Origin of the sequence: Anaerosacchariphilus hominis (assembly GCF_014290175.1) — a bacterium.
Classification (GTDB): domain Bacteria; phylum Bacillota; class Clostridia; order Lachnospirales; family Lachnospiraceae; genus Laedolimicola; species Laedolimicola hominis.
Window position 1 is genome coordinate 225,424 of the sequence record NZ_JACOOR010000004.1, and the last position, 24,378, is coordinate 249,801.

A 24,378-nucleotide genomic window follows, 5' to 3' on the forward strand; every position below is an offset into this window, starting at 1 on the left:
GATATGTTTGGGAGTGAGGAGAAAGTATGGCAAATAAAACGACGTATGACGCGGGCAGTATTTCGGTACTGGAGGGATTGGAAGCAGTACGGAAGCGGCCCGGTATGTATATAGGAAGCGTATCCAGAAAGGGTCTGAATCATCTGATCTATGAGATTGTGGATAATTCCGTGGACGAGCATCTGGCAGGCTTCTGTTCCCGGATCGAGGTGTTCCTGGAGAAGGACGGATCCTGTACCGTGACGGACAATGGCCGGGGTATCCCGGTGGATATGCATGCCAAGGGCGTCTCTGCGGAGCGTCTGGTTTTCACCACCCTGCATGCGGGCGGTAAGTTCGACGATTCCGTCTACAAGACCAGCGGCGGTCTCCACGGCGTGGGTTCCTCTGTGGTGAACGCCCTGTCTACATATCTGGATATTGAGATCAGCCGGGATGGCTATGTGCATCATGATCACTATGAGCGGGGTATTCCCACCATTGAACTGGAGGAGGGGCTGCTGCCGAAGCTTCGCAGGACCCGCCAGACCGGTACGAAGATTAATTTCCTGCCGGATCCGGAGATCTTTGAGAAGACCCGGTTTCAGGCGGAGGAAGTCAAAAGCCGTCTTCATGAGACCGCCTATCTGAATCCGGAGCTTACCATTCTCTTTGAGGATCGGAGAGGAGCCGAAGTGGAGCGTGTGGAGTACCATGAGGAAAATGGTATCATCGGCTTTGTGGAGGATCTGAATAAGAATAAAGAAACGGTCCATGAGGTCGTTTACTTCAAGGGCGAGTCCGAGGGCATCCTGGTGGAGGGAGCCTTCCAGTATGTGAACGAGTTCCACGAGAATGTGCTGGGCTTCTGCAATAATATCTACAACGCCGAGGGCGGCACCCATCTGACCGGCTTTAAGACCGTCTTTACCACAGTCATCAATAATTATGCCCGGGAGTTGGGTATCCTGAAGGAAAAGGACGCGAACTTCACCGGAGCGGATGTGCGGAACGGCATGACCGCCGTGATCTCCATCAAGCACCCCGCACCCCGTTTCGAAGGCCAGACCAAGACCAAGCTGGACAACCAGGATGCCTCCAAGGCCACGGCCAAAGTGACGGGAGACGAGATCGTCCGGTATTTTGACCGGAATCTGGAGATTCTGAAAAGCGTCATCGGCTGTGCGGAGAAAGCAGCGAAGATCCGGAAAACCGAGGAGCGGGCCAAGACGAACCTTCTGACCAAACAGAAGTATTCCTTTGATTCCAACGGAAAGCTGGCCAATTGCGAGAGTCGGGACGCTTCCAAATGCGAGATTTTTATCGTAGAGGGAGATTCCGCAGGCGGCTCCGCCAAGACGGCCCGGAACCGGAACTTCCAGGCCATCCTGCCCATCCGGGGTAAGATCCTGAACGTGGAGAAGGCCAGCATCGATAAGGTCCTGGCCAATGCGGAGATCAAGACCATGATTAACGCCTTTGGCTGTGGTTTTTCCGAGGGCTACGGCAATGACTTTGATATCAGTAAGCTCCGCTATGACAAGATCATTATCATGGCCGATGCGGACGTGGATGGAGCCCATATTTCCACCCTGCTTTTGACCCTGTTTTACCGGTTTATGCCGGAGCTCATCTACGAGGGACATGTGTATATTGCCATGCCGCCCCTGTACAAGGCCATGCCGGCCCGGGGACAGGAGGAGTACCTTTATGACGACAAGGCGCTGGAGCGCTACCGGAAGACCCATAAGGGCAGCTTTACCCTGCAGCGTTATAAGGGCCTTGGCGAGATGGACGCGGAGCAGCTGTGGGAGACCACACTGAATCCCGAGACCCGGATTCTGAAGCGGGTGGAGATCGAGGACGCCCGCATGGCTTCCAGTGTAACCGGAATGCTGATGGGAACGGAAGTACCGCCCCGACGGGCCTTTATCTATGAGCACGCCCAGGACGCGGAGCTGGATGTATAAGGGACAGATTCAGAAAGAGAGACTGAGACAGTCAGGGAGGATTTATGGAAGAACAGATTATTCGCACGGAATATTCCGATGTGATGCAGAAATCATATATCGATTACGCCATGAGTGTGATCATTTCCCGTGCGCTGCCGGATGTACGGGACGGCCTGAAGCCGGTACAGCGCCGGACACTGTACGATATGTACGAACTGGGGATTCGATATGATCGCCCCTACCGGAAGTGTGCCCGTATCGTAGGAGATACCATGGGTAAGTACCATCCACACGGGGACAGCTCCATCTATGAGGCGCTGGTGGTCATGTCCCAGGAGTTCAAAAAGGGTATGCCTCTGGTGGACGGACACGGAAACTTCGGTTCCATCGAGGGAGACGGGGCCGCAGCCATGCGATACACGGAGGCACGGCTTCAGAAGGTGACCCAGGAGGCCTTCCTGGCGGACCTGGACAAGGACGTGGTGGACTTCGTACCGAACTTTGATGAGAATGAAAAGGAGCCATCCGTGCTTCCGGCCCGGATTCCGAATCTGCTGGTGAACGGCTCCGATGGTATTGCCGTGGGTATGGCCACCAGCATCCCGCCCCATAATCTGGGCGAGGTCATCGACGCGGCAAAAGCCTATCTGAAGAATCCGGATATCACCACGGAGAAGCTCCTGGAGCTGATGCCGGGACCGGACTTCCCCACAGGCGGCATTATCGTCAATAAGGATGAGCTTCCGGCCATCTATGAGACCGGCACGGGCAAGATCAAGATCCGGGGCCGGGTGCAGGTGGAGAAGCTGAAGGGCGGTAAGGAGCAGCTGGTAATTACCGAGATCCCCTATCCTATGATCGGAGCCAATATCGCCAAGTTCCTGAACGATATCGCAGCTCTGGTGGAGGCAAAGAAAGCGCCGGAGATTACCGATATCTCCAACCAGTCCTCCAAGGAGGGCATCCGTATCGTGCTGGAGCTGAAAAAAGGCGCGGACACCGAGAATCTGAAGAATATGCTCTATAAGAAGACCCGTCTGGAGGATACCTTCGGTGTCAACATGTTGGCGGTGGCGGACGGACGGCCCGAGACGTTGAGCCTGAAGCAGATCCTGGAATATTATATCGACTTCCAGTATGAGTTGACCACCCGAAAGTACCGGACCCTTCTTTCCAAGGAACAGGAGAAGCGTGAGATCCAGGAAGGACTCATCAAGGCCTGCGATGTGATTGATTTGATTATTGAGATCCTGCGGGGCAGCCGAAGCATCAAAGAGGCCAAGGCCTGCCTGACAGAAGGAAGCACCGACGGGATTCGTTTTAAGTCAGAGGCTTCTAAGAAGCGGGCCGCGAAGCTTCGCTTTACGGAGCGTCAGGCCCAGGCCATTCTGGAGATGCGTCTCTATCGTCTCATCGGTCTGGAGATCGAGGCACTGATGGAGGAGAACCGGAAGACTCTGAAGAACATCGCCGAGTATGAGGATATCCTGGAGAATCATGCCAGCATGACAAGGGTGATCCTGAAAGATATGGAGGCCATTAAGAAAACCTACAGCCGGCCTCGGAGAACTGCCGTGGAGAATGCAGAGGCAGCGGTCTATGAGGAGAAGAAGATCGAAGAGATGCCGGTTATGTTTCTGATGGATCGGTTCGGCTACGCCAAGACCGTGGATATGAGCGTCTACGACCGGAATAAGGAGGCGGCGGACAGTGAGAACCGCCATATTTTCTCCTGTATGAATACAGGAAGGATCTGTATCTTCACGGACACCGGAAAGCAGCATACGGTGAAAGTACAGGATCTGCCCTATGGAAAATTCAGGGACAAGGGCGTTCCCATCGACAACTTCGGCAACTTCAGCAGCGCCGAGGAGCAGCTGGTGGGTATCGGCAGCATGGAAGAAATCCGGCATCAGAAGCTGTTATTCGGCACCCGTTCCGGAATGCTGAAGGTTGTGGACGGCAGCGAGTTCGAGACGAAAATGCGGACCATGGCTGCCACGAAGCTGAACGAGGGTGACGAGCTGATTTTTGTGTCGCCAGTGGACGGCAGCGAGCAGCTGGTGCTGCAGAGTAAAGAGGGATATTTCCTGCGCTTTGGCGTGGAAGAGATACCGGAGAAGAAAAAGGGTGCGGCAGGCGTCCGGGGTATGCGGCTGGGAGAAAAGGATCAGCTGGAAGCCATGTACCTGTATCATCCGGGACAGGAGACGGCTGTGGAGTATAAGGAAAAGCAGCTGATTTTGAATAAGCTGAAGGCCGGAAGCCGGGATACTAGAGGCGTCCGGGTGCGGGGCTAAAAGGAAGACGAGGAGGAACAGAAGGTTATGAAGATTCTGGTGACGCTGTCTCTGGATGAGAGACAGAAAAACAGGCTGGAGATGAATTTCAAGCATCAGGAGTTTGTCTACTGCCTGGCAGAGGATGTGACAAAAGAGGTGATCCGGGACGCGGAGGTGATTCTTGGAAATCTCGATCCGGCGTTTTTACAGTACGCGGAGGAGTTAAAGTGGCTGCAGCTGAATAATGCGGGTACGGAAGGCTTCTGCGATGGAGCGCTGCCCAAGGGCGTCATGCTGACCAATGCCACCGGTGCCTACGGTCTGGCCATTTCCGAGCATATGATCGGAGTCCTGTTCGAACTTCAGAAAAAGCTGAATCTCTACGAGAAAAACCAGAGAGAACATCTCTGGAAAAAAGAAGGCCATGTGCAGGTCATTGAGGGAAGCCGTGTGCTGGTGATCGGCCTGGGTGATATCGGCACAGCCTTTGCCCGGAAGATGAAAGCTCTGGGCTGCCGGACCACCGGTATCAAAAGACGGGAAGGAAGAAAGCCCGAGGGCGTGGACGATCTCTACACCCTGGAGCGTTTGGACCTGGAGCTTCCCAAAGCCGATATTGTGGCCTTAAGCCTGCCGGGCAATGAGGATACCCGGCATATCCTGAATGAAGAGCGGATTGCCCTTCTGAAGAAAAACGCCGTGGTCATCAATGTGGGCCGTGGCATCACCGTGGATACGGAAGCCTTGACGAGAGCCCTTCAGGAGGGACGAATTGCGGGAGCCTGTCTGGATGTGACGGATCCGGAGCCCCTTCCGCCGGAACATCCCCTGTGGGAGATGGAAAATGTGATTCTGACGCCCCATGTGTCCGGCGGCTATTCTCTGCCGGAGACTCTGGAGAGAATTCTCACCATCTGCATCGAGAATCTGGAGTGCTACGTGGTGAAGCGGCCCCTGCGGAATCTTATTGATTTTCGGACCGGCTACTGTGAGTAGGCTTGAATTATCCGAAGAACTATGGTATCATTTTCTACAAAATGGATCTTATACTAATAGAAACGAGGGAACCTTATGGAGAACGAAGCGACAAGCAAAAATTTTATTGAGCAGGCCATAGAGAAGGATCTGGCAGAGGGCGTCTACGACACTGTACACACCCGGTTTCCGCCGGAGCCCAACGGATATCTTCATATCGGACATGCCAAGTCCATTCTTCTGAACTACGGACTGGCCCAGAAGTACCACGGAAAGTTTAATATGCGTTTTGACGATACGAACCCCACCAAGGAGAAGATCGAGTTCGTGGAATCTATTAAGGCGGATATCCAGTGGCTGGGCGCGGACTGGGAGGACAGACTGTTCTTCGCATCCGACTATTTTGACCAGATGTATGAGGCAGCTGTGAAGCTGATTAAAAAGGGTAAGGCCTATGTCTGCGATCTGAACGCGGAGCAGATCCGGGAGTATCGCGGTACCCTGACTGAGCCGGGTAAGGAAAGTCCCTATCGGAACCGGAGCGTGGAGGAGAATCTGCAGCTTTTTGAAGAGATGCGGGACGGAAAGTACGCGGACGGAGAGAAGGTGCTGCGGGCGAAGATTGATATGGCTTCCCCGAATATCAATATGCGTGACCCGATCATCTACCGTGTGGCCCATATTACCCATCACAATACCGGCGACAAGTGGTGCATTTACCCCATGTACGATTTCGCCCATCCCATCGAGGACGCCATCGAGGGTATCACTCATTCCATTTGTACCCTGGAGTTTGAGGATCACAGACCTCTGTACGACTGGGTGGTAAGAGAGCTGGAGTATCCTCATCCGCCCCGGCAGATCGAGTTTGCTAAGCTGTATCTGACCAATGTGGTCACTGGTAAGCGTTACATCAAGAAGCTGGTAGAGGAAGGCATCGTAGACGGCTGGGACGATCCCCGGCTGGTATCCATCGCAGCTCTGCGCCGTCGTGGCTTCACACCGGAGTCTATCAAGATGTTCGTAGACCTGTGCGGTATCTCCAAGAGCCAGTCTTCTGTGGACTACGCTATGCTGGAATACTGTATCCGTGAAGATCTGAAGCTGAAGAAGCCCCGTCTCATGGCAGTATTAGATCCCATTAAGCTGGTCATCGACAATTATCCGGAAGGACAGGTGGAGTATCTGGACGCAGCCAATAACCTGGAGAACGAGGAACTGGGCAGCCGTAAGATTCCATTCTGCCGCGAGCTTTACATTGAGCGGGATGACTTCATGGAGGAGCCGCCCAAGAAGTACTTCCGTCTGTTCCCGGGCAACGAGGTGCGTCTGATGCATGCGTACTTTGTAAAATGCGAGAGCTTCGTGAAGGACGAGAACGGAAAGGTCATTGAGGTGCACTGCACCTACGATCCGGAAACCAAGGCAGGCAGCGGCTTTACAGGCCGTAAGGTAAAGGGTACCATCCACTGGGTACCGGCATCCTATGCCATCGAGGCCCAGGTTCGCCTGTATGAGAATATCATTGATGAGGAGAAGGGGGTATACAATGAGGACGGCAGTCTGAATCTGAATCCGAACTCCCTGACAGTGGTAGACCATGCTTATCTGGAACCGGCCTTTGAGGGCTCCAAGGCCTATGACAGTTTCCAGTTTGTGAGAAACGGATTCTTCTGCGTGGATGCAAAGGATTCCACACCGGAGAAGCTGGTATTCAACCGGATCGTGTCCCTGAAGAGCTCCTTTAAGCTTCCGAAGGCATAAATATGCGTGAATTGACCATGGAGCTGCATACAGAGGCGGAGACGCCTCTGTATGAGCAGATTTATGATTATATCAAACAGGAGATTCAGAATGGAAAGATCCTGGCAGGAGAGAAGCTTCCCTCCAGCCGGGTTCTTTCTGCGTATCTGGAAGTAAGCAGAAGCACAGTAGATCTGGCCTACGGGCAGCTGGTGTCGGAGGGCTATATCGAGGCCATTCCCTGTAAAGGATACTTTGCCTGCCAGGTGGAGGGTCTGTACAGGCTTCATGCGGAACCTGCTGTCCTCCGAAGGGAAGAAAAACAGCCGGAGAGGGTCTGGCGCTATGATTTTACGCCAAACGGCATTGATCTGGACAGTTTTCCCTACAGCGTCTGGCGAAAGGTCACCCGGAATGTACTGCTGGACGACAGGAAAGAATTGTTCCAGCTGGGCGATCCCAAAGGCGAGTGGGAACTTCGGGAGACCATCTGTACCTATCTTCACCAGGCCCGGGGCGTCAACTGCAGCCCGGAACAGGTGATTTTGGGAGCCGGGAATGACTATTTGATGATGCTGCTGTCGGCAGTGCTGGGAAAGAGGCGGATTGCCATGGAGAGTCCCACTTACCGTCATGCCTACCGGCTCTTTGAACAGCTGGGACAGGAGCTGCGTACCGTTCCGGTGGACGCCTCCGGCATGCAGGTGGAGTCCCTGAGACAGTCCGGGGCGGATGTGGCCTACGTGATGCCCTCCCATCAGTATCCTCTGGGGATCGTCATGCCCATCAAACGGAGACTGGAGCTTTTAAAATGGGCGGCGGAAGGGGAAGAACGCTATCTGATTGAGGACGATTACGACAGCGAGTTCCGTTACCGTGGAAAGCCCATTCCGGCCCTTCAGGGAGCGGATCAGAACGACACAGTGATCTATATCGGAACATTCTCCAAGTCCATTGCCCCGGCCATCCGGATCAGCTATCTGGTGCTGCCGGAACGGCTGCTGCAGCGTCTGGGGGACGTGACGGATCGGTTCTCCTCCACGGTATCCAGGATCGATCAGATGATTCTGAACAGTTTTATCAAAGAGGGGCATTATGAGCGTCATTTGAACCGGATGCGGGCCCTCTACGGGCACAAACAGGAGATCCTGGTGGGTGAGCTGAAGAAACGGCCGGAGATCTGCACCGTCCGGGGAGAGGATGCGGGAGTCCATCTGCTGGTGGAATTTGAAAATGGAATGACGGAGGAGGAGGCCATCCGGCGGGCGGAAGAACTGCGGATCCGGATCTATCCTCTTTCCGAATACCGGGCCGGGGAAGCGGAGGAGAAACCGGGGAAGCCCACGGTGCTTCTGGGCTACGCTACCCTGACGGAGCAAGAACTGGAAAAAGCGGCCGGTGAGCTTCTTAGGGTCTGGGAAACGGACAGCGGGGCGCAGCCGGGAAGAAGATAAGAAAATACAAGAAAAGATACAGATAGGAAAAGCCCCGGATTTCCAACAAAGGAATCCGGGGCCTTTCCTGCTCACTCAGCGGTCTGTTCTGTTTCTTCTGTTTTTTCTGCTTCGGATTCAGCTTCCGTTTCAGCAGGATCCTCTTCCGGGGCTGTCTCGGCCTGCGTCTCTGTAGCAGCTTCCGCTTTCTCATCTTCCGGCTCAGCAGTTTCTTCTGCTTCGGGAGCATCGTTTAAGTGGTTCAGGGATACATAGCCTCTCTCAGCGGGAGTCTCGCCGGCATCCAGGTCTTCCTCTTCGAATTCGTCCTCCAGATCTCCGTCCAGATCACTGAAATCATCTTCCGGTGCGAAGAATTTTTTGTAAAGCGCGATACCGCCTGCCACGGCTGCGCTGAGGGTTGCCAGAGCTCCGACAAATTTCAATGCTTTTTTCATGATATGAAGTCCTCCTTTTCGGAATCTGTATAATGTCGCTCAGCATCCGGTGGGCTGCTGATTTTTATCGCACTGCGGCAGAGTGATTATGTCGCTAAGGCGACTCGTCGCAGGCGGAGAATCCTGGTTCACAGGATTCTTTTTTGTTATTGTAATACGAATTGGCGAAAAAGAAAAGTGAAAAAAATATAAAAATTTGGTTGGCAAGCTTGTCAACCGGAAAAATATATATTAATCTTATAGGTGCGTGGGGAACAGCCCATGCATAAACAGAGTACAAAAGAAATCCGGACTGTGTCCGGAAAAAAGAAAAATACGGAGTGAGAACCGATGAAGCATAAGGAAATAGAAAAGGAATGGATCCTGGCCTCCGCTTCCCCAAGAAGAAAAGAAATTCTGGAGGAGCTGGGACTTCAGTTTACCGTGTGTCCGGCCCAGGGAGAAGAAAAGATCGATACTACGGATCCGGAAAAGACCGTGGCAGCCTTAGCCCTGCAGAAGGCCAGAGAAGTGGCGGAGGGCACAGAGCGTCCGGCGCTGGTGATCGGCTCGGACACGGTGGTGGCCAGCCGTGGAAAGATCCTGGGAAAGCCTCATAGTGAAGAAGAGGCCTTTCAGATGCTGAAAGAGCTTCAGGGCGCGGAGCATATGGTCTATACAGGAGCTGCCGTGGTGGACGCGCAGACAGGAGAAGTGATTTTAAACTTTGCCGAAGGAACCCGTGTGTCCCTGTATCCTATGACCGATGAATGGATTCGCGGCTATATTGCCACAGGAGAGCCCATGGACAAGGCGGGAGCCTACGCGATTCAGGGTGGCTGCATGCCCTATATCCGGGAGATTCAGGGAGAATACACCACAGTGGTGGGCTTTCCGGCAGCCCGGTTCTGGCAGGAACTTTTAAAGCAGGGCATCGATCCCTTGGAGTTGAAAAGGACAGGAACGGATCAGGCAGAAGAACTTCCGTTCCGGGCCTGCATTTTCGATCTGGATGGCACACTCTGCGACAGTGTGGAGTCCATTGCCACCAGCGCAAATCAGGCCATGCGGGACTTTGGTCTCCGGGAGGCTTCGGTGGCAGATTATAAGATCTTTGTGGGAGACGGCGTGGATATGCTGATCCGACGGCTCCTGACCTATGCGGGCGATCCGGAGGGAACCCATTTTGAAGAGGTGCGGGAGCGATATCTGGAGTACTTTGAGACCGGCTGCCTGTATCATGTGACTGCCTATCCGGGCATTAAGAAGGCATTGAGCCGGCTGAAGGAGCAGGGCGCTAAACTGGCGGTGCTGTCCAATAAGCCCCATGAAAATACGAAAAATGTGGTGGAGTCCGTCTTTGGCCCGGGTGTCTTTGACTGGGTACAGGGTCAGTCGGGACGGTTCCCCAGAAAGCCGGACCCGGCGGGAGCCCTGTATATCGCGGAGCAGCTGGGCGTAAAGCCGGAGGATTGTATGTATATGGGAGACACGGGAACTGATATGCAGACGGGAAAGGCTGCGGGAATGTATACCACGGGAGTCCTCTGGGGCTTCCGGGAGGAAAAGGAGCTTCGGGCAAACGGCGCGGACGCCATCGTCAGTCGTGGGGAAGAGCTTCCGGAGATTTACGAGAAAGGGAGAAAAAAGGTATGATCAAACTGATAGCCAGTGATATCGACGGAACTTTGCTTCCGGAGGGAACCACACAGATCAATCCGGAGATTTTTGAGGTAATCCGAAAGCTGAAGGAGAAAGATATTCTGTTCGCGGCGGCCAGTGGACGTCATTATACCAGTATGTCGAAGCTCTTCGAGCCGGTGAAGAACGATATTATCTTTATCACGGAAAACGGTGCCTATGTGTGTTGCAGGGGCTACGATATGCTGGAGCAGCTTATAGATTGGGAGACCGTCTGCGCCTGGGTTAAAGAGGTGCGTAAGATTCCGGGGGCCAGCTTTACCCTGGATACCAAGGAGTGTTTCTATACGGAGAGCCAGGATCCGGAGTTCTTTCGTCTGGTGCGGGAGGGCTACCGCAGCGAAATCGTCCAGGTGGAGGACGCTCTGACTGTGGAGCGACGGGTGAATAAAATGGCTATTTACCGGAAAGAAAATATCAAAGAGGTGGCGGATCTGATGATTCCCCGTTGGAAGGATCGGCTCCACTGCGCGGTGGCGGGCGACATCTGGGTGGACTTTATGAATAAGGGCGTGAATAAGGGAAAGGCCATCAAAAGCATCCAGGAGACCCTGAAGATTACCCCGGAGGAGACCATGGTCTTCGGCGACAATCACAATGATCTGGAGATGATTCAGAGCGCGGTGGAGAGCTATGCAGTGGGCAATGCGGTAGATGCAGTCAAGCAGGCAGCCAATCATATCGCGGACACCAATGTGAATGACGGAGTACTGAAGGTCATGAAGACCTTGCTTTAAGTTAAAAAGCGGAAAACGGTGATTTTTACGAAGGAGGAAATATTAGAATGTACGAATATTCTGAGGAGTGCTTAAAAACCTTTCTGAAAAAACAGGACCAGCTCTTTGATGAGTCCGTGGCAGAGAACCTGGAGGAGGCTGAGAGCTTTCTGGAGGACTGCATGGCGGTGGTCGTGGATACTCTGGAGGAAGTGAAGGACTATCTGGAGGAGAGTGGCATGGATGTGAGCGGCATGTCGGATGAGGAGATCGAGGACGCGGCAGAAGTGTTCGCGCTGGAGGACGGTAGCTATCTTATCGTAGAGGAATAAGAGGGGCCGGAAAAGAAGCGGAGGAATGAAATGAAGAAAACCATCAGACGTGTATTGGCCGGGGTTCTTATGGGGATAGTGCTGGCAGGCGGACTGAGCGGCTGCAGTGGACTGGGAAATACAAGGGTGGTTCTGACGACAGGGCTGTCCGGCAATCAGCTTTTTAAAATCGGAAAAAGTGTCTGTACCCTGCCGGAAGCCATGATTTATGTGATGGATTATAAACAGCAGTACGAGAACGCCTACGGCGTGGAAATGTGGGAGCATGATTTCGGTGGCGTGACACTGGAAGAATATGTAAAGGATACCATCGTGTCCCAACTGGCTTCCGTAAAAGCCGTGACCCTGCTGGCAAAGGAGTATGATGTATCTCTGGACAGCAGCGAGAAGGCCCGGGTGACGGAAGCGGCCGGAAAGTATTACGATGCCCTTTCCCAGGAACAAATCGACTATATGAATCTGAAACAGTCCGATGTGGAGAGCCTGTACAGCGATCATCTGCTTTCCAAGAAAGTGTATGCGGAGATTACCAAGGGAGTCAATACAGAGGTCAGCGATGACGAGGCCCGGATTATGACCCTGCAGCAGATTCATGTGGATACCCTGCAGGAGGCCGAGGATGTGATGAAGCGTCTGGAGGAGGGTCGGGATTTCGGCGCGGCGGCGTCAGCCTACAGTAAGGACAGCCAGACTACCATTACCCTGGGCAGAGGGGAGAAGGACAGCGCCTACGAGGAAGCAGCCTTTTCCCTGGAAAATGACCAGGTCAGTGATATCATTGAGACAGAAGACGGATATTATATTTTAAAATGTGCGAATAACTTTGATCGGGATGCCACGGAGGCCAATAAGGTCACCATGGTAGAGAAGCGCCGGGACGAGGTATTCACCCAGGCTTATGAAAAGCTTCTGGCGGATACCCCGTCGGAGTTCAACAGCCATCTCTGGAAGAAGGTTCATTTTTCCGACTGGACAGGAGAGATGCCGGCGAATTTTATGAATATTTACGAAGAATATTTCGGGAACTGACGAAGCCGGATCTGGCACATTCTTTTTCACAAAAGCTCTTTCAGGCAGGCCAGAAGCTCGGTATTCTTCTCAGGACTCATGAAGCAGAAACGGAAGTACGTGTTATCCAGAAATGGAAACGTGGAACAGTTTCGGATCATGAGTCCTTTTTTGATGGCGTGTTCAAACAGATCGTCCGCGGTGACACCGGGCTTTAAGATCCGGGCCAGAATAAAATTGGCCGCAGGCTCGTAGACCTTTACACCGTCCCAGGACTGGAGCTCTTTATAAATCCGGGTACGTTCTGTGTCGATGAGGGAACGGGTCTTTTTGATATAGTCCGTATCCGAAAACATCAGCTCTCCCGCAATGGCGGCCAGGCTGTTGATAGTCCAGGGATTCTTGTGGGTGTTAATATATTTCAGCAGATCGGCGTTGCCGGTTACCGCATAGCCAAGACGCAGTCCCGGTGAAGCGAAGAATTTTGAAACACCGCGCAGAACCACCAGATTATTGTAAAAACGTGTCAGGGGAATCGAATCTACCTCAGCTGCATCCGGCGCAAATTCCACATAGGTTTCATCTACCATTACAAAAATGTCATACCGCTTGCACTCGTCCAGAATTTTCCGCATGGTGTCCTGGGAAATCGCAGTGGAGGTGGGGTTGTTGGGATTACAGATGACCAGCAGGTCGATACTCTCGTTCAGGCTCTTTTTGAACTCCTCCACATTCAGCATAAAGCCGTCCTCTTCCCGCAGAGGATAGTACAGGGAAGTACCGCCGCCCAGGGAGATCTCCCGTTCATACTCGGAGTAGGTGGGGCCCAGAATCAGGGCTTTTTTCGGATGTTCCATCTGGATAAACAGAGAAATAAGCTCTGTGGAGCCATTTCCCACCAGGATGCTCTGGGCCGGTGCATGGACATAAGCGCCGATCTGAGCGCGAAGGGAAGCGTACTCCCGATCCGGGTAAGAGGTAATGGCGTCAATATGGTCGATCAGGGAGGAACGAAGCTTGGGAGAGATGCCAAGGGGATTTACGTTAGCGCTGAAGCTGGTGATCTGCTCTTTGGGAATGCCGTAGATCTCCTCGATTTTTTCCAGGTCACTTCCGTGGAAATGGTCTTTATGCTTTATCATGGAAATTCCTCTTTTCTTGTACTTTAGTGTAAATAATGCTATACTAATTATAACTGGATATCAGAAAAAAGCAACGAAAAAGTGGAAACAGAAGGAGAACAAAGCGTATGCGTGCAAAGCTGGAGCAGATTGCGGCGGGGAAAATCGAATACAGGAGGCCGTCACTTTCTCTGTCGGAATCCCTGATTGTGCTGAACTGCAGACCGGGAGAAAAGGCGGAGGGCAGCTTTACCCTTTCCGCGGATGAGACGGTCAAGGGTGTGGTCTATGCCTCGTCTTTCCGAATGAAAGTGGAGCATCCCAGCTTTCACAGCCGGAGCGCGCGGATCTCATATGTCTTTGACGCAGACGGATTCTGGGGCGGCGAGGAGATCGAGGGCGAGTTCTGTATCGTATCCGAGGCAGGGGAATATCTGCTGCCCTACCGGGTGCGGATCGAGGAGCATTCGAAGAATGAAGATGACAGCTATGCCTATTTTATCTCTGCGGATCCCATAGCGCCCCTGCCGGAGGAAAAGGCGAAGGAGCCGGAAGCGCAGGTGCTGGAGATCATTGAGGATCCAAAGGGAAAAGAAACGGCGGATCTGACTCCGGCGGAGGCTGAAAAGCTCATCGGACAGATTTTAAGGGGGCGCTATCCGGCAGAGGCCGGATTTGAAAAACTGGAAAAGGCCTATCATACCTATGGCGGTCAGGAGATGCTGAGCGGAATCTGTTCGATTCTGATCAAGAACGGGAGAACAGACGCGGAGAGTTTCAACTGGTATCGGAGAGGCGTCCGGATGGAACTGAAGATCACAAATCTTTTTGAGTATTTCATGATGTCGGTTCCGGAGCAGTATGAGGAACCCTTCCCGAAGAACCTGCTGTTGTATTTCCGTATGGAGAATACCCTGAATCAGGCTCAGAAGGCCATGTTGTACGCCAATATTATCCGCTATCAGGATGAACATTCCGATGTCTATCAGCTTTACCGGGAGCAGATCGAGGCCTTTATGCTGGATCAGCTTCTGGAGCGGCGCCAGAGTGAAGACATGGCTGTGATTTACGAGCGGTTTCTGGTGGAACAGCTTCTGACCATCGACTTTGCAGAGGCTCTGGCGGATATTATGTTTCTGCGGCGGCTCACCTGCAGGGACCGGCGGATCCGTCAGGTACAGGTGGTCTACGAACAGCTCCAGAAGAGTTTTACGATTCCTCTGGTTCGGGGACAGGCGCTGATTCCTGTTTACACACCGGGAGCCATGATCCTTTTGGTGGACGAGCAGGGAAGCTGCTATTCCTCCAGCGTGCCCTATACTCTGACCCGGCTCATGAATGAGAGGCGCTATGTGGAAAAGTGCCGGGAGCTTCTCCGGTATCATCAGGGGCTGTATCTCTATCTCTGCGACGGTACTTCCCGGAGCCATGTGCTGACCGCCGAGAATGTGGAGAATTATAAGCGGGTTCTGAAGATCGAGGGCTTTACGGCCCATTATAAAGAAAATGTACGGCAGGAGATTCTGCAGTTTTATTATGCAAATCACGATCTGGACGAGCTGGATCGGGAATTTTTTGTAACGGAGACCAACTATATGACACCGAAGGACAGGGCCCGCTATACGGAGATCCTGATTCTCCGGGGACTCTGTGAGGAAGCCTGGGATATGATTGTCCGCCACGGATATTCCATGGTGCGAACCACCCTGCTGGTGCGTCTGACTGCCTGGCGGATCCGGGAAATTGAGTATGGCGAGAATGAGTTTCTGCTGAAGCTCTGTCTTTTTATGTTCCGGAATCATAAGTACAATGAAGGGATCCTGGAGTATCTGGCGGGTTATTATTATGGTTCTTCGGAGACCATGGAAGCTATCTGGAAGGAAGCTAGAGCCTTTGAACTGAATGTATTTGATCTGGAGGAACGGATGCTGGGACAGATGCTCTTTACGGGACAGCTGAGGGAAAGCGCTTCCGCGATCTTCCGGGATTACCGGAGCCTGGGCGGAGAAGGTATCGTGACAAGGGCCTACTTAACCTGGCTGGCCTGGGACGACTTTGTGCGGGACAATCCAGCGCCGGAGGAGACTTTCACCTACCTGGAACAGGCCATTGCCTGGGAAGAAAATCTGCCGGAGGTCTGCGGCCTGGCTTATCTGAAAGAACTGGCAGGGCGGCCGGAGTTAAGCGAGCACCAGAAGGTGCAGGCAGAGCGGATGTTGAAGGAATATATCCAGAAGCGGCTGCGCTTTGGCTTTATGAAGGCTCTGCTGGCGGGACTTGGCCGTTCGGAACTTCTGGAGGACAAGACCTTTGTGGAGTATCGGGCAGATCCCAGTCACCGGGTATTCATTCATTATGTGATTGAGACGCCCCGGGAGAAGAACTGCAGCTATATGGCAGAACGGATGTATCCGGTGGAGCCTGGAGTTTTTGTGAAGGAGTTTACCCTGTTTTATGGGGAGAGGCTGACCTGGTTTGTGACCGAACAGATGGAGGACGGAACGGAGCAGGCCACTCCGGATCGGAGCTTCGTGGAGAAACAGGAAGAGCCTATGTGCACAGGAACCAAGTACGCGGATATTTATGAAATGTCCCGGGCTGTGGCAGAGCGGGATCAAGAGAAGTTGGAGAAACAGCTGGAAGATTATGGAGAGAAAAAGTTCCTGGTGGAGACCCTGTTTTCCTTAAAATAACAGGAAGCTGATATGGAAAAAGACGGAAGAGACAGGAGGAGTAAACGGATGGAATTTGTGGTCGGATTTGATCTGGGAAAGGATGTGTCGCAGATCAGCTGCTGGAATGAAAAGAGCAGAGAGCCGGTCTCCGTTTCGATCGTTCCCGGAGAGGAAAAGTTCCGGATTCCCACGGAGAATCTGGAACAGTTTATGAAGAAGTCCATGCGGCTTTTGAAACCTTATGGAAAGATGCATGAGGCTTCTGCAGTGGTATTCTCGGTGGATGAGGTGGAGGAGAAGCAGACCGGGGAGATCCGGCGGATGGCCATGCAGTTTCTGGGGATTCCGGAGAGCCGGATCTTCGTCCAGTCCCGACAGGAGAGTTTCTGCGCCTACGTGGTGAATCAGGCCAGGGAGTTCTGGCGGCACCAGGCGGTACTCTTTGACTGTGAAGGGGAGCTTCTGCAGGCGTCGGTACTGACTGTGAACAGCCGGACCATCCCGGCCATCGCCCGGGTGGAGCAGGAGGAGAGCTGGTGCGTTTCCGTATCGGGACTTCAAAAGGAAGAAAAGGACGAACTTTTGCAGCGCCTGGCCCGGGAACTCTTTTCCGAACGGCCGGTTTCCTCTGTGTATCTGGTGGGCGGGGGCTTCGAGGGGGACTGGTACGAGGAATCCCTGAAGATGCTTTGCGGAGCCGGAAGACGAGTCTTTGCAGGCAATAATCTCTTTGCCAAGGGAGCCTGCTACAGCGCCATGCAGGAGACGAAGCCGGTGGAAGAGCGGGGGTATATTTTCCTGGGAAAGGATAAGATTTCCTACAATGTGGGTCTGCTGACGCCGGGAGCGGGAAAGAACAGCGTCTTTACCCTGCTGAACGCAGGAACCAGCTGGTATGAGGCCAAGGCCGAGTGCACGGCCCTTCTGTGTACGGAGCCGGTGGTGGAGTTCCTGCTGAAGCCCCTGCAGGGAAAGGAGATCCTGAAGGAAAGCCTTTTGTTGGAGGGACTGCCGGATCGCCCGTCCCGGACCAGCAGACTCCGGATCCGGGCGGAGTTTAAGAGCGTGGACCGGCTGCAGGTGACGGTGACGGATCTGGGCTTCGGGGAGCTGTTCCCCTCTTCAGATTTGAGCTGGTCAGAGGAAGTGCAGCTTTCCTGAGAGCGGGCCGGAAGCGGAAAAGAGAGAAAATTATCACGTTAGAAACGGAGCGGGAAAAATGGGAGCAGTGATCATCTGCCGGCAGGAACCGGCAAAGACACCCTATTACATAGAAAGCATGGGAATCCGCCTGTATTCCATGGAGGAGCTGGCGTATTTCCTGTATGAAAATGTTTATCTGGCGGACCGGCAGATGCTGGGTCCCCGTCTCTGGGAGTGGATCCGCAGTGAGATCCACAATCCGGAGCTGGCGGATCGGCTGCAAAAGGGGGCGGAGGCCGGCAGCAGTATCCAGAACATGGTTCTGACGATTCTCCGGAGCGTGGACTATTACAGCCAGGAGGAACTGATGCAGCTGTCCTCCAAAATGAAGGTGCTGAATACCTACCAGGAGCAGGAACGGCTGAAGCTGCGGGCGGATGAGTATTTTATCAACGGTAACTACCAGGCGGCCATCTATGAATATGAAAAGATTCTGGACATCCGCCAGAGCGAGCGGCTGGGCGTGGAGTTCTACGCCCATGTGTGGAACAACCTGGGGGTCTGCTACTGCCGTCTCTTCCAGTTCGGAAGGGCCGCCCAGGCATTCCGGACCTCCTGGCAGTATGAGCGGGATCCGGGGGTGCTGAAGGAGTATGTCTGCGCCATGCGGATGGGCCTGTCCGACCGGGACTTTGAGGAGGCCATGGATCTCCAGAACATCCGCGGAGAACAGCTGGCGGAGATCACCGAGGAGTATGAGAAGCTGGAAAAAGAGGCCGGGAACCATCTGGAACGGCCGAGAAATCCGGAGGAGCGGCTTTATGAGCTGCAACGGGAATATGAAAAAAATACCAGATACGCATAAAACAGTTGACAGACCTTTTCTCTCTATGGTAAGATACAACAAGCAAACGCTTTATTGTTGTACAGTGGCCAATTAGCAGAGAATAAAAGCGGTAATGAGGCAAGAAAATCAAAGGTGCGGCGCAGAGGTACAAATCAGAAGCGTAAATAAAAGTCGCGACGTGTGCGGCAGCAGGAGGATATTATGAAGAGAAAAGTTTTAAGCGTATTACTTTGCGGAGTACTGGCGGTGTCCATGCTGGCAGGCTGCGGTTCCAAATCCGGTGATGTGGTGACTAATACAGATACCGAGGACGCTGCGGAGAACGCGGCAGAGGATGGCTCTTCTGCCACAGATACCGAGACTGCCGCAGACAGCGATATGGCTTACGTGGTAGACAAGGGAACCCTGGTGGTAGGTATCACAGACTTCGAACCCATGGATTATAAGGATGAGAACGGCGACTGGGTCGGCTTTGACGCAGATATGGCAAAGGCCTTCGCTGAGAGCCTGGGTGTCGATGTGGAGTTCGTGGAGATTGACTGGGATAATAAGGTCCTGGAGCTGGACGGCAAGAGCATCGACTGTGTATGGAATGGCATGACCCTGACCGATGAGGTTACAAGCTCCATGGAGTGTACCGGCGCTTACCTGAACAACGCGCAGGTAGTTGTAGTACCGAAGAATGTGGCAGATAAATATCAGGATACAGACAGCCTGGCAGACTTAAGCTTCGCCGTAGAGGCAGGCAGTGCCGGAGAGGCAGAGGTCAGCGCCCTGGGCTTGAACTATACACCGGTAAAGGCACAGTCCGACGCCCTGCTTGAGGTGGCAAGCGGAACCTCCGACGCGGCAGTCATCGACTCCCTGATGGCAGCAGCCATGATCGGTGAGGGAACCAGCTACGCGGATCTGACTTATACCGTAGCCCTGAACAGCGAGAAGTACGGCGTAGGCTTCCGTAAGGGTTCTGATCTGGCAGCAGTTCTGGATGAGTTCTTCGTAAACGCCATGGCTGACGGCAGCATGCAGGCATGCGCGGAGCAGTACGGCGTACAGGCAGCTCTGGTACAGGAGTAAAATAAAAGCGAAAGCAAAAGAGAAGTAGTATGGAACGAATTATGGCGCAGATGCCGATTGTAATCGGAGCACTGAACAGCGGTTTTCTGCAGACACTGAGATTGTTTTTTATCACATTGATAGGAGCGGTGCCGCTGGGACTTCTGATAGCCTTCGGCTCCATGTCCAAGTTCCGCCCCTTGAGCATGTTATCTAAGTTTATCGTCTGGATCATACGCGGTACGCCGCTTATGATCCAGCTCTTGATTATTTTTTATTTTCCGGGTCTGGTTCTGCATAAGCAGATTTGGGGCGGCGGAGAGACAGGCCGTTTTCTGGCGGCTTCCATTTCCTTTATCATCAATTACGCCTGTTATTTTTCTGAGATCTACCGGGGCGGCATTCAGAGTGTACCCGTGGGTCAGGAGGAAGCAGGTCTGGTGTTGGGCATGACCAAGACCCAGATCTTTTTTAAAGTCAAGCTCATGCAGATGATTAAGCGGATCGTACCGCCCATGTCCAACGAGATCATTACCCTGGTGAAGGATACCTCCTTGGCGCGTATCATCGCCCTGCAGGAGATCATCTGGGCCGGACAGGCCTTCATGAAGGGCTCCCAGGGAATCGCGGGAGAGATCTGGCCGCTGTTCTTTACAGCTGTTTACTATCTGATTTTCAACGGTGTTCTGACGGTCCTTCTGGAGCGTCTGGAGCGGAAGCTGGATTATTTCAGGTAAGGAGGGCGGAATAGAATGGCGATTCTGGAAGTAGAGCATGTAAGTAAGACCTTCGATAAGACGGAGGTATTAAAGGATATCAGCTTCTCCCTGGAGAAGGGGGACGTGGTATCCATCATCGGCTCCTCGGGAAGCGGAAAAACCACTTTCCTGCGGTGCCTGAATTTTCTGGAGCATCCGGATACGGGTGTGATCCGGGTCAATGGAGAGACTCTGTTTGACGCGGCGGACCCCCAGACCCGGCAGGAGTCGGAGATTCGGAAAAAACGGCTGCACTTTGGACTGGTCTTTCAGTCCTTTAACCTTTTTCCTCAGTACACAGCCCTGGGCAATGTGATGCTGGCCAAGGAACTGCTGGCCAAGGAACAGCCGGATTATAAAGCGAGAAAGAAAGAGATCCACGCAGAGATCGAGGAGGAGGCCAAAGGCCTGCTGACCCAGATGGGGTTGGCGGATCGGATGAACAACTATCCGCACCAGCTATCCGGCGGACAGTGCCAGCGTGTGGCTATTGCCCGGGCCCTGGCTTTGAAGCCTGATATCCTCTGTTTTGACGAGCCCACCTCGGCCCTGGATCCGGAACTGACCGGAGAGGTGCTGAAGGTTATCAAGGAGCTGGCGGATCAGAAGACTACCATGATTATCGTGACCCATGAGATGGCATTTGCCCGTGATGTGGCCAGCCAGGTGATTTTCATGGACGACGGCCGGATCTTGGAAAAGGGAACACCGGCAGAAGTCTTCGAGCACACAAAAGAGGAACGGACCAGGCAGTTCTTGTCCCGGTTTACCCAGGGATAGGATTGCCGGAAAAGAAAGAAAAGGTAAATACAAAGAGCCGACAGCTGTTTCCGAAGGAGGAAAAATGTCGGCTCTTATTCTTTGTTTCTCTTTTATCCTTATAAGAAAACGGTCGAATTATCAATTAGAATAAGTAATAATCGGAGCCGGATCCGCTCTTGCATTTCAAAAAACCTTGGTTTATACTTCTTTAAGTACTAAAGAAGATTCGAAGATCCAAAGTTCCGGACGGCTCATCTGCCGTCATCCGTACAGAAACGCATCTTTATAAGGACATTTATAAATAAGGCACAGGACGGAGGTATCCCATGAACAACAAATATATCCATGAACAATACGAAGAGGACGAGAAGCTGAAAGAAGAATGCGGCGTCTTTGGAATCTATGATTTCGACGGCGGCGACGTGGCTTCCACTATTTATTACGGTCTGTTTGCTCTGCAGCACAGAGGACAGGAGAGCTGCGGTATCGCGGTCAGCGACACCAACGGCCCCAAGGGCAGTGTGAAAAGTCACAAGGGAATGGGCCTGGTCAATGAGGTCTTTACCCCGGAGTTACTGGAGGGCTTAAAGGGTGATATCGGCGTGGGTCATACCCGGTATTCCACGGCGGGAAGCAGTACCCGGGAGAATGCCCAGCCTCTGGTTTTGAATTATGTGAAGGGTACGCTGGGCCTGGCTCACAACGGCAATCTGGTGAACGCCCCGGAGCTTCGTCGGGAGCTGGAGTATACAGGAGCTATCTTTCAGACCACCATCGATTCCGAGGTCATTGCTTACCACATCGCCAGAGAGCGGATCCATACCGCCAGCGTAGAGGAGGCTGTATCCCGTGCCATGAATAAAATCAAGGGAGCCTATTCCCTGATTGTCATGTCTCCCAGAAAGCTTATCGGGGCCAGAGACCCCTACGGTTTCCGCCCATTGTGTATTGGAAAGCGCGATAATGCCTACATCCTGGCCAGCGAGACCTGCGCCCTGGATACCATCGGGGCCAGCTTCGTGCGGGATGTGGAGCCCGGCGAGATCGTGACCATTACGCCCCAGAAGGGTATCGAGTCCGATAAGAGCCACTGCCTGCCGAAAGGACAGGAGGCAAGGTGTATCTTTGAATATATTTATTTCGCACGCCCGGATACCCATATCGACGGGGTCAGCGTCTACCAGTCCCGGATTTTGTCAGGAAAGTTTCTGGCCATAGACAGTCCGGTGGAGGCAGACTTGGTAGTGGGTGTACCGGAATCGGGTAATGCGGCGGCCCTGGGCTATTCCCTGCAGTCCGGAATTCCCTATGGCACTGCCTTTGTGAAGAACGGCTATGTGGGCCGTACCTTCATCAAACCCAAGCAGAGCAACCGGGAGTCCAGCGTCCGGGTAAAACTGAACGTGTTAAAGGAAGCAGTGAACGGAAAGCGGGTTATCATGATTGACGACTCCATCGTACGCGGAACCACCAGCGACCGCATTGTGAGGATGCTTCGGGAGGCCGGGGCCAAAGAGGTACATATGCGGGTCAGCTCGCCGCCCTTCCTGCATCCCTGCTACTTCGGAACGGATGTGCCGGCGGAGGATCAGCTTATCGCCCATAACCGTACCATCGAGGAGATCCGTCAGGTTATCGGAGCCGATTCCTTGGCTTATCTTCGGACCGAGCGTCTGGGCGAGATGATCGGAGGCATGGGACATTGCACCGCCTGTTTTACCGGCGATTATCCCATCGCGCCGCCCACCGAGGATATCCGCGGCAGCTTTGAAAAGTAGCGGGAAGATCCGGATAAAATGGGATTGAGATATTCCGGCGAATATAGTAAGATAGAAGAAGCAGTAAGTATTACGGCGGCATTTATTATAGAAGTAAGGCTGTAATGAAGCCTATAAAGAGGAGAGAAAGCAATGAGTACAGACAGATATGTAAGTCCCTTATCCGAGCGATATGCCAGCAAAGAGATGCAGTATATCTTTTCTCCGGACAAGAAGTTCCGTACCTGGAGAAAACTGTGGATCGCCCTGGCGGAGACGGAGAAGGAGCTGGGACTGCCCATTACCCAGGAGCAGATCGATGAGTTAAAGGCTCATCAGGACGATATCAACTATGACGTGGCAAAAGCGCGGGAAAAGGAAGTGCGTCATGATGTTATGTCCCATGTATATGCCTACGGATGCCAGTGCCCCAAGGCAAAGGGAATCATCCATCTGGGTGCCACTTCCTGCTATGTGGGGGACAATACCGATGTGATCATTATGACCGAAGCTCTGAAACTGGTCAGAAGAAAGCTGGTCAATGTGTTAAATGAGCTGGCAGCCTTTGCGGATAAGTATAAGGATCTGCCGACCCTGGCTTTCACCCATTTCCAGCCGGCGCAGCCCACCACTGTGGGAAAGCGGGCCACCCTGTGGATGCAGGAGTTTTGTCTGGATCTGGAGGATCTGGAGCATGTGATTTCCACCATGAAGCTTTTGGGATCTAAGGGAACCACCGGCACCCAGGCCAGCTTCAAGGAGCTCTTTGAGGGTGATGAGGATAAAATCAATCAGATCGATCCCATGATTGCGGAGAAGATGGGCTTTAAAGAGTGCTATCCGGTATCCGGACAGACCTATTCCCGGAAGGTGGATACCAGGGTTCTGAATGTGCTGGCAGGCATCGCGGCCAGCGCCCATAAAATGTCCAATGACATTCGCCTTCTGCAGCATCTGAAGGAAGTAGAAGAACCCTTTGAAAAGTCACAGATCGGTTCCTCTGCCATGGCATACAAGCGGAACCCCATGCGTAGCGAGCGGATTGCGTCCCTGTCCCGTTACGTCATCGTGGATGCCCTGAATCCGGCCATTACCAGCGCTACTCAGTGGTTTGAGCGGACTCTGGATGATTCCGCAAATAAGCGTCTGTCCGTTCCTGAGGGCTTTTTGGCTATCGACGGTATTCTGGATCTGTGCCTGAACGTGGTGGACGGCCTGGTGGTATATCCGAAGGTTATCCACAAGCATCTGATGGCAGAGCTGCCTTTCATGGCCACCGAGAATATCATGATGGACGCAGTTAAAGCAGGCGGTGACCGTCAGGAGCTTCATGAACGTATCCGTGAGCTTTCTATGGAAGCGGGACGGAACGTGAAGGTAAACGGCAAGGAGAATAATCTTCTGGAGCTTATCGCGGAGGATCCGGCATTTGGGCTTTCTCTGGAAGATCTGCAGAAGACAATGGATCCTTCCCGCTATGTGGGACGGGCGCCCGAGCAGGTGGATATGTTCCTGAGCCGGGTGGTGAACCCGATTCTGGACAAATATCAGGATATGCTGGGTGAAAAAGCGGAAATTAACGTATAATTTACCCTTGCATTTAGGGGAAAAGTGTGTTACATTGTAATAGATTAATAGCGCGGCCGAAAAGAGTGAACGAAAGTTCACTCTTTGTTTTTGAAAAATAGTTTCGAAAAGCAG

The 24,378-nt window shown here is 53.0% G+C and carries 19 protein-coding genes and 1 pseudogene; 18 read left to right on the forward strand and 2 right to left on the reverse strand.

Annotation, left to right across the window (positions count from 1 at the left end):
• Positions 1-26: 26 nt before the first annotated feature.
• The 5 genes from H8S44_RS08185 (at position 27) to pdxR (ending at position 8,385) form a co-directional block, all read left to right on the forward strand.
• Positions 27-1,949, forward strand: a complete 1,923-nt coding sequence (locus tag H8S44_RS08185) for a DNA gyrase/topoisomerase IV subunit B (RefSeq protein WP_186872052.1) — start codon at positions 27-29, stop codon at positions 1,947-1,949.
• Between the two features lie 44 nt (positions 1,950-1,993).
• A complete protein-coding gene (locus H8S44_RS08190) occupies positions 1,994-4,231 on the forward strand; it encodes a DNA gyrase/topoisomerase IV subunit A (protein ID WP_186872053.1) in 2,238 nt (745 codons plus the stop codon).
• Between the two features lie 27 nt (positions 4,232-4,258).
• Positions 4,259-5,209 (forward strand): D-2-hydroxyacid dehydrogenase, encoded by a 951-nt coding sequence (locus H8S44_RS08195; RefSeq protein WP_186872054.1) that lies wholly within the window; start codon positions 4,259-4,261, stop codon positions 5,207-5,209.
• A 75-nt stretch (positions 5,210-5,284) separates the two neighbouring features.
• A complete protein-coding gene (locus H8S44_RS08200) occupies positions 5,285-6,952 on the forward strand; it encodes a glutamine--tRNA ligase/YqeY domain fusion protein (RefSeq protein WP_186872055.1) in 1,668 nt (555 codons plus the stop codon).
• 2 nt (positions 6,953-6,954) lie between these two features.
• Positions 6,955-8,385, forward strand: coding sequence for a MocR-like pyridoxine biosynthesis transcription factor PdxR (gene pdxR / locus H8S44_RS08205; protein WP_186872056.1), 1,431 nt, complete (start codon positions 6,955-6,957; stop codon positions 8,383-8,385).
• 71 nt (positions 8,386-8,456) lie between these two features.
• Here pdxR and H8S44_RS08210 read toward each other — a convergent pair whose 3' ends face one another.
• Positions 8,457-8,822, reverse strand: coding sequence for a hypothetical protein (locus H8S44_RS08210; RefSeq protein WP_186872057.1), 366 nt, complete (start codon positions 8,820-8,822; stop codon positions 8,457-8,459).
• 330 nt (positions 8,823-9,152) lie between these two features.
• Between H8S44_RS08210 and H8S44_RS16850 the strand changes: the two are divergent.
• The 5 genes and pseudogenes from H8S44_RS16850 to H8S44_RS08230 all read left to right on the forward strand — a co-directional run.
• Positions 9,153-9,740 (forward strand): annotated as a pseudogene (locus tag H8S44_RS16850) (Maf family protein); the annotation flags it as partial.
• A gap of 9 nt (positions 9,741-9,749) precedes the next feature.
• Positions 9,750-10,457 carry an HAD family hydrolase gene (locus tag H8S44_RS16855; protein ID WP_243167538.1) on the forward strand — a complete coding sequence of 236 codons (708 nt, stop codon included), beginning with the start codon at positions 9,750-9,752 and terminating at the stop codon, positions 10,455-10,457.
• On the forward strand, positions 10,454-11,239 hold the full coding sequence (locus H8S44_RS08220; RefSeq protein WP_186872058.1) for an HAD family hydrolase: 786 nt from the start codon (positions 10,454-10,456) through the stop codon (positions 11,237-11,239). Before H8S44_RS16855 ends, H8S44_RS08220 begins: the two co-directional genes overlap by 4 nt.
• A 47-nt stretch (positions 11,240-11,286) precedes the next feature.
• Positions 11,287-11,550 carry a glyoxalase gene (locus H8S44_RS08225; protein WP_186872059.1) on the forward strand — a complete coding sequence of 88 codons (264 nt, stop codon included), beginning with the start codon at positions 11,287-11,289 and terminating at the stop codon, positions 11,548-11,550.
• 30 nt (positions 11,551-11,580) lie between these two features.
• Positions 11,581-12,579 carry a peptidylprolyl isomerase gene (locus H8S44_RS08230; protein WP_186872060.1) on the forward strand — a complete coding sequence of 333 codons (999 nt, stop codon included), beginning with the start codon at positions 11,581-11,583 and terminating at the stop codon, positions 12,577-12,579.
• Between the two features lie 26 nt (positions 12,580-12,605).
• Here H8S44_RS08230 and H8S44_RS08235 read toward each other — a convergent pair whose 3' ends face one another.
• Positions 12,606-13,700, reverse strand: a complete 1,095-nt coding sequence (locus H8S44_RS08235) for a pyridoxal phosphate-dependent aminotransferase (RefSeq protein ID WP_186872061.1) — start codon at positions 13,698-13,700, stop codon at positions 12,606-12,608.
• 107 nt (positions 13,701-13,807) lie between these two features.
• On the opposite strand from H8S44_RS08235, the gene H8S44_RS08240 reads away from it, so the two are divergent.
• The 8 genes from H8S44_RS08240 (at position 13,808) to purB (ending at position 24,264) form a co-directional block, all read left to right on the forward strand.
• The gene (locus H8S44_RS08240; RefSeq protein ID WP_186872062.1) at positions 13,808-16,372 is read left to right on the forward strand and encodes a DUF5717 family protein; all 2,565 of its coding nucleotides are present in this window, start codon (positions 13,808-13,810) and stop codon (positions 16,370-16,372) included.
• 48 nt (positions 16,373-16,420) lie between these two features.
• Positions 16,421-17,515: a DUF5716 family protein gene (locus H8S44_RS08245; protein ID WP_186872063.1), complete on the forward strand. Its 1,095-nt coding sequence runs from the start codon at positions 16,421-16,423 to the stop codon at positions 17,513-17,515.
• A 58-nt stretch (positions 17,516-17,573) separates the two neighbouring features.
• Positions 17,574-18,362: a hypothetical protein gene (locus H8S44_RS08250; RefSeq protein ID WP_186872064.1), complete on the forward strand. Its 789-nt coding sequence runs from the start codon at positions 17,574-17,576 to the stop codon at positions 18,360-18,362.
• 183 nt (positions 18,363-18,545) lie between these two features.
• Complete coding sequence (locus H8S44_RS08255; RefSeq protein WP_186872065.1) at positions 18,546-19,421, forward strand: transporter substrate-binding domain-containing protein; 876 nt, start codon at positions 18,546-18,548, stop codon at positions 19,419-19,421.
• Positions 19,422-19,450: 29 nt separating this feature from the next.
• Positions 19,451-20,137, forward strand: a complete 687-nt coding sequence (locus H8S44_RS08260) for an amino acid ABC transporter permease (RefSeq protein ID WP_186872066.1) — start codon at positions 19,451-19,453, stop codon at positions 20,135-20,137.
• Between the two features lie 15 nt (positions 20,138-20,152).
• The gene (locus tag H8S44_RS08265; protein WP_186872067.1) at positions 20,153-20,938 is read left to right on the forward strand and encodes an amino acid ABC transporter ATP-binding protein; all 786 of its coding nucleotides are present in this window, start codon (positions 20,153-20,155) and stop codon (positions 20,936-20,938) included.
• A 308-nt stretch (positions 20,939-21,246) separates the two neighbouring features.
• A complete protein-coding gene (gene purF / locus H8S44_RS08270; protein ID WP_186872068.1) occupies positions 21,247-22,698 on the forward strand; it encodes an amidophosphoribosyltransferase in 1,452 nt (483 codons plus the stop codon).
• Positions 22,699-22,830: 132 nt separating this feature from the next.
• On the forward strand, positions 22,831-24,264 hold the full coding sequence (purB, locus tag H8S44_RS08275) for an adenylosuccinate lyase (protein ID WP_186872069.1): 1,434 nt from the start codon (positions 22,831-22,833) through the stop codon (positions 24,262-24,264).
• Positions 24,265-24,378: the final 114 nt, after the last annotated feature.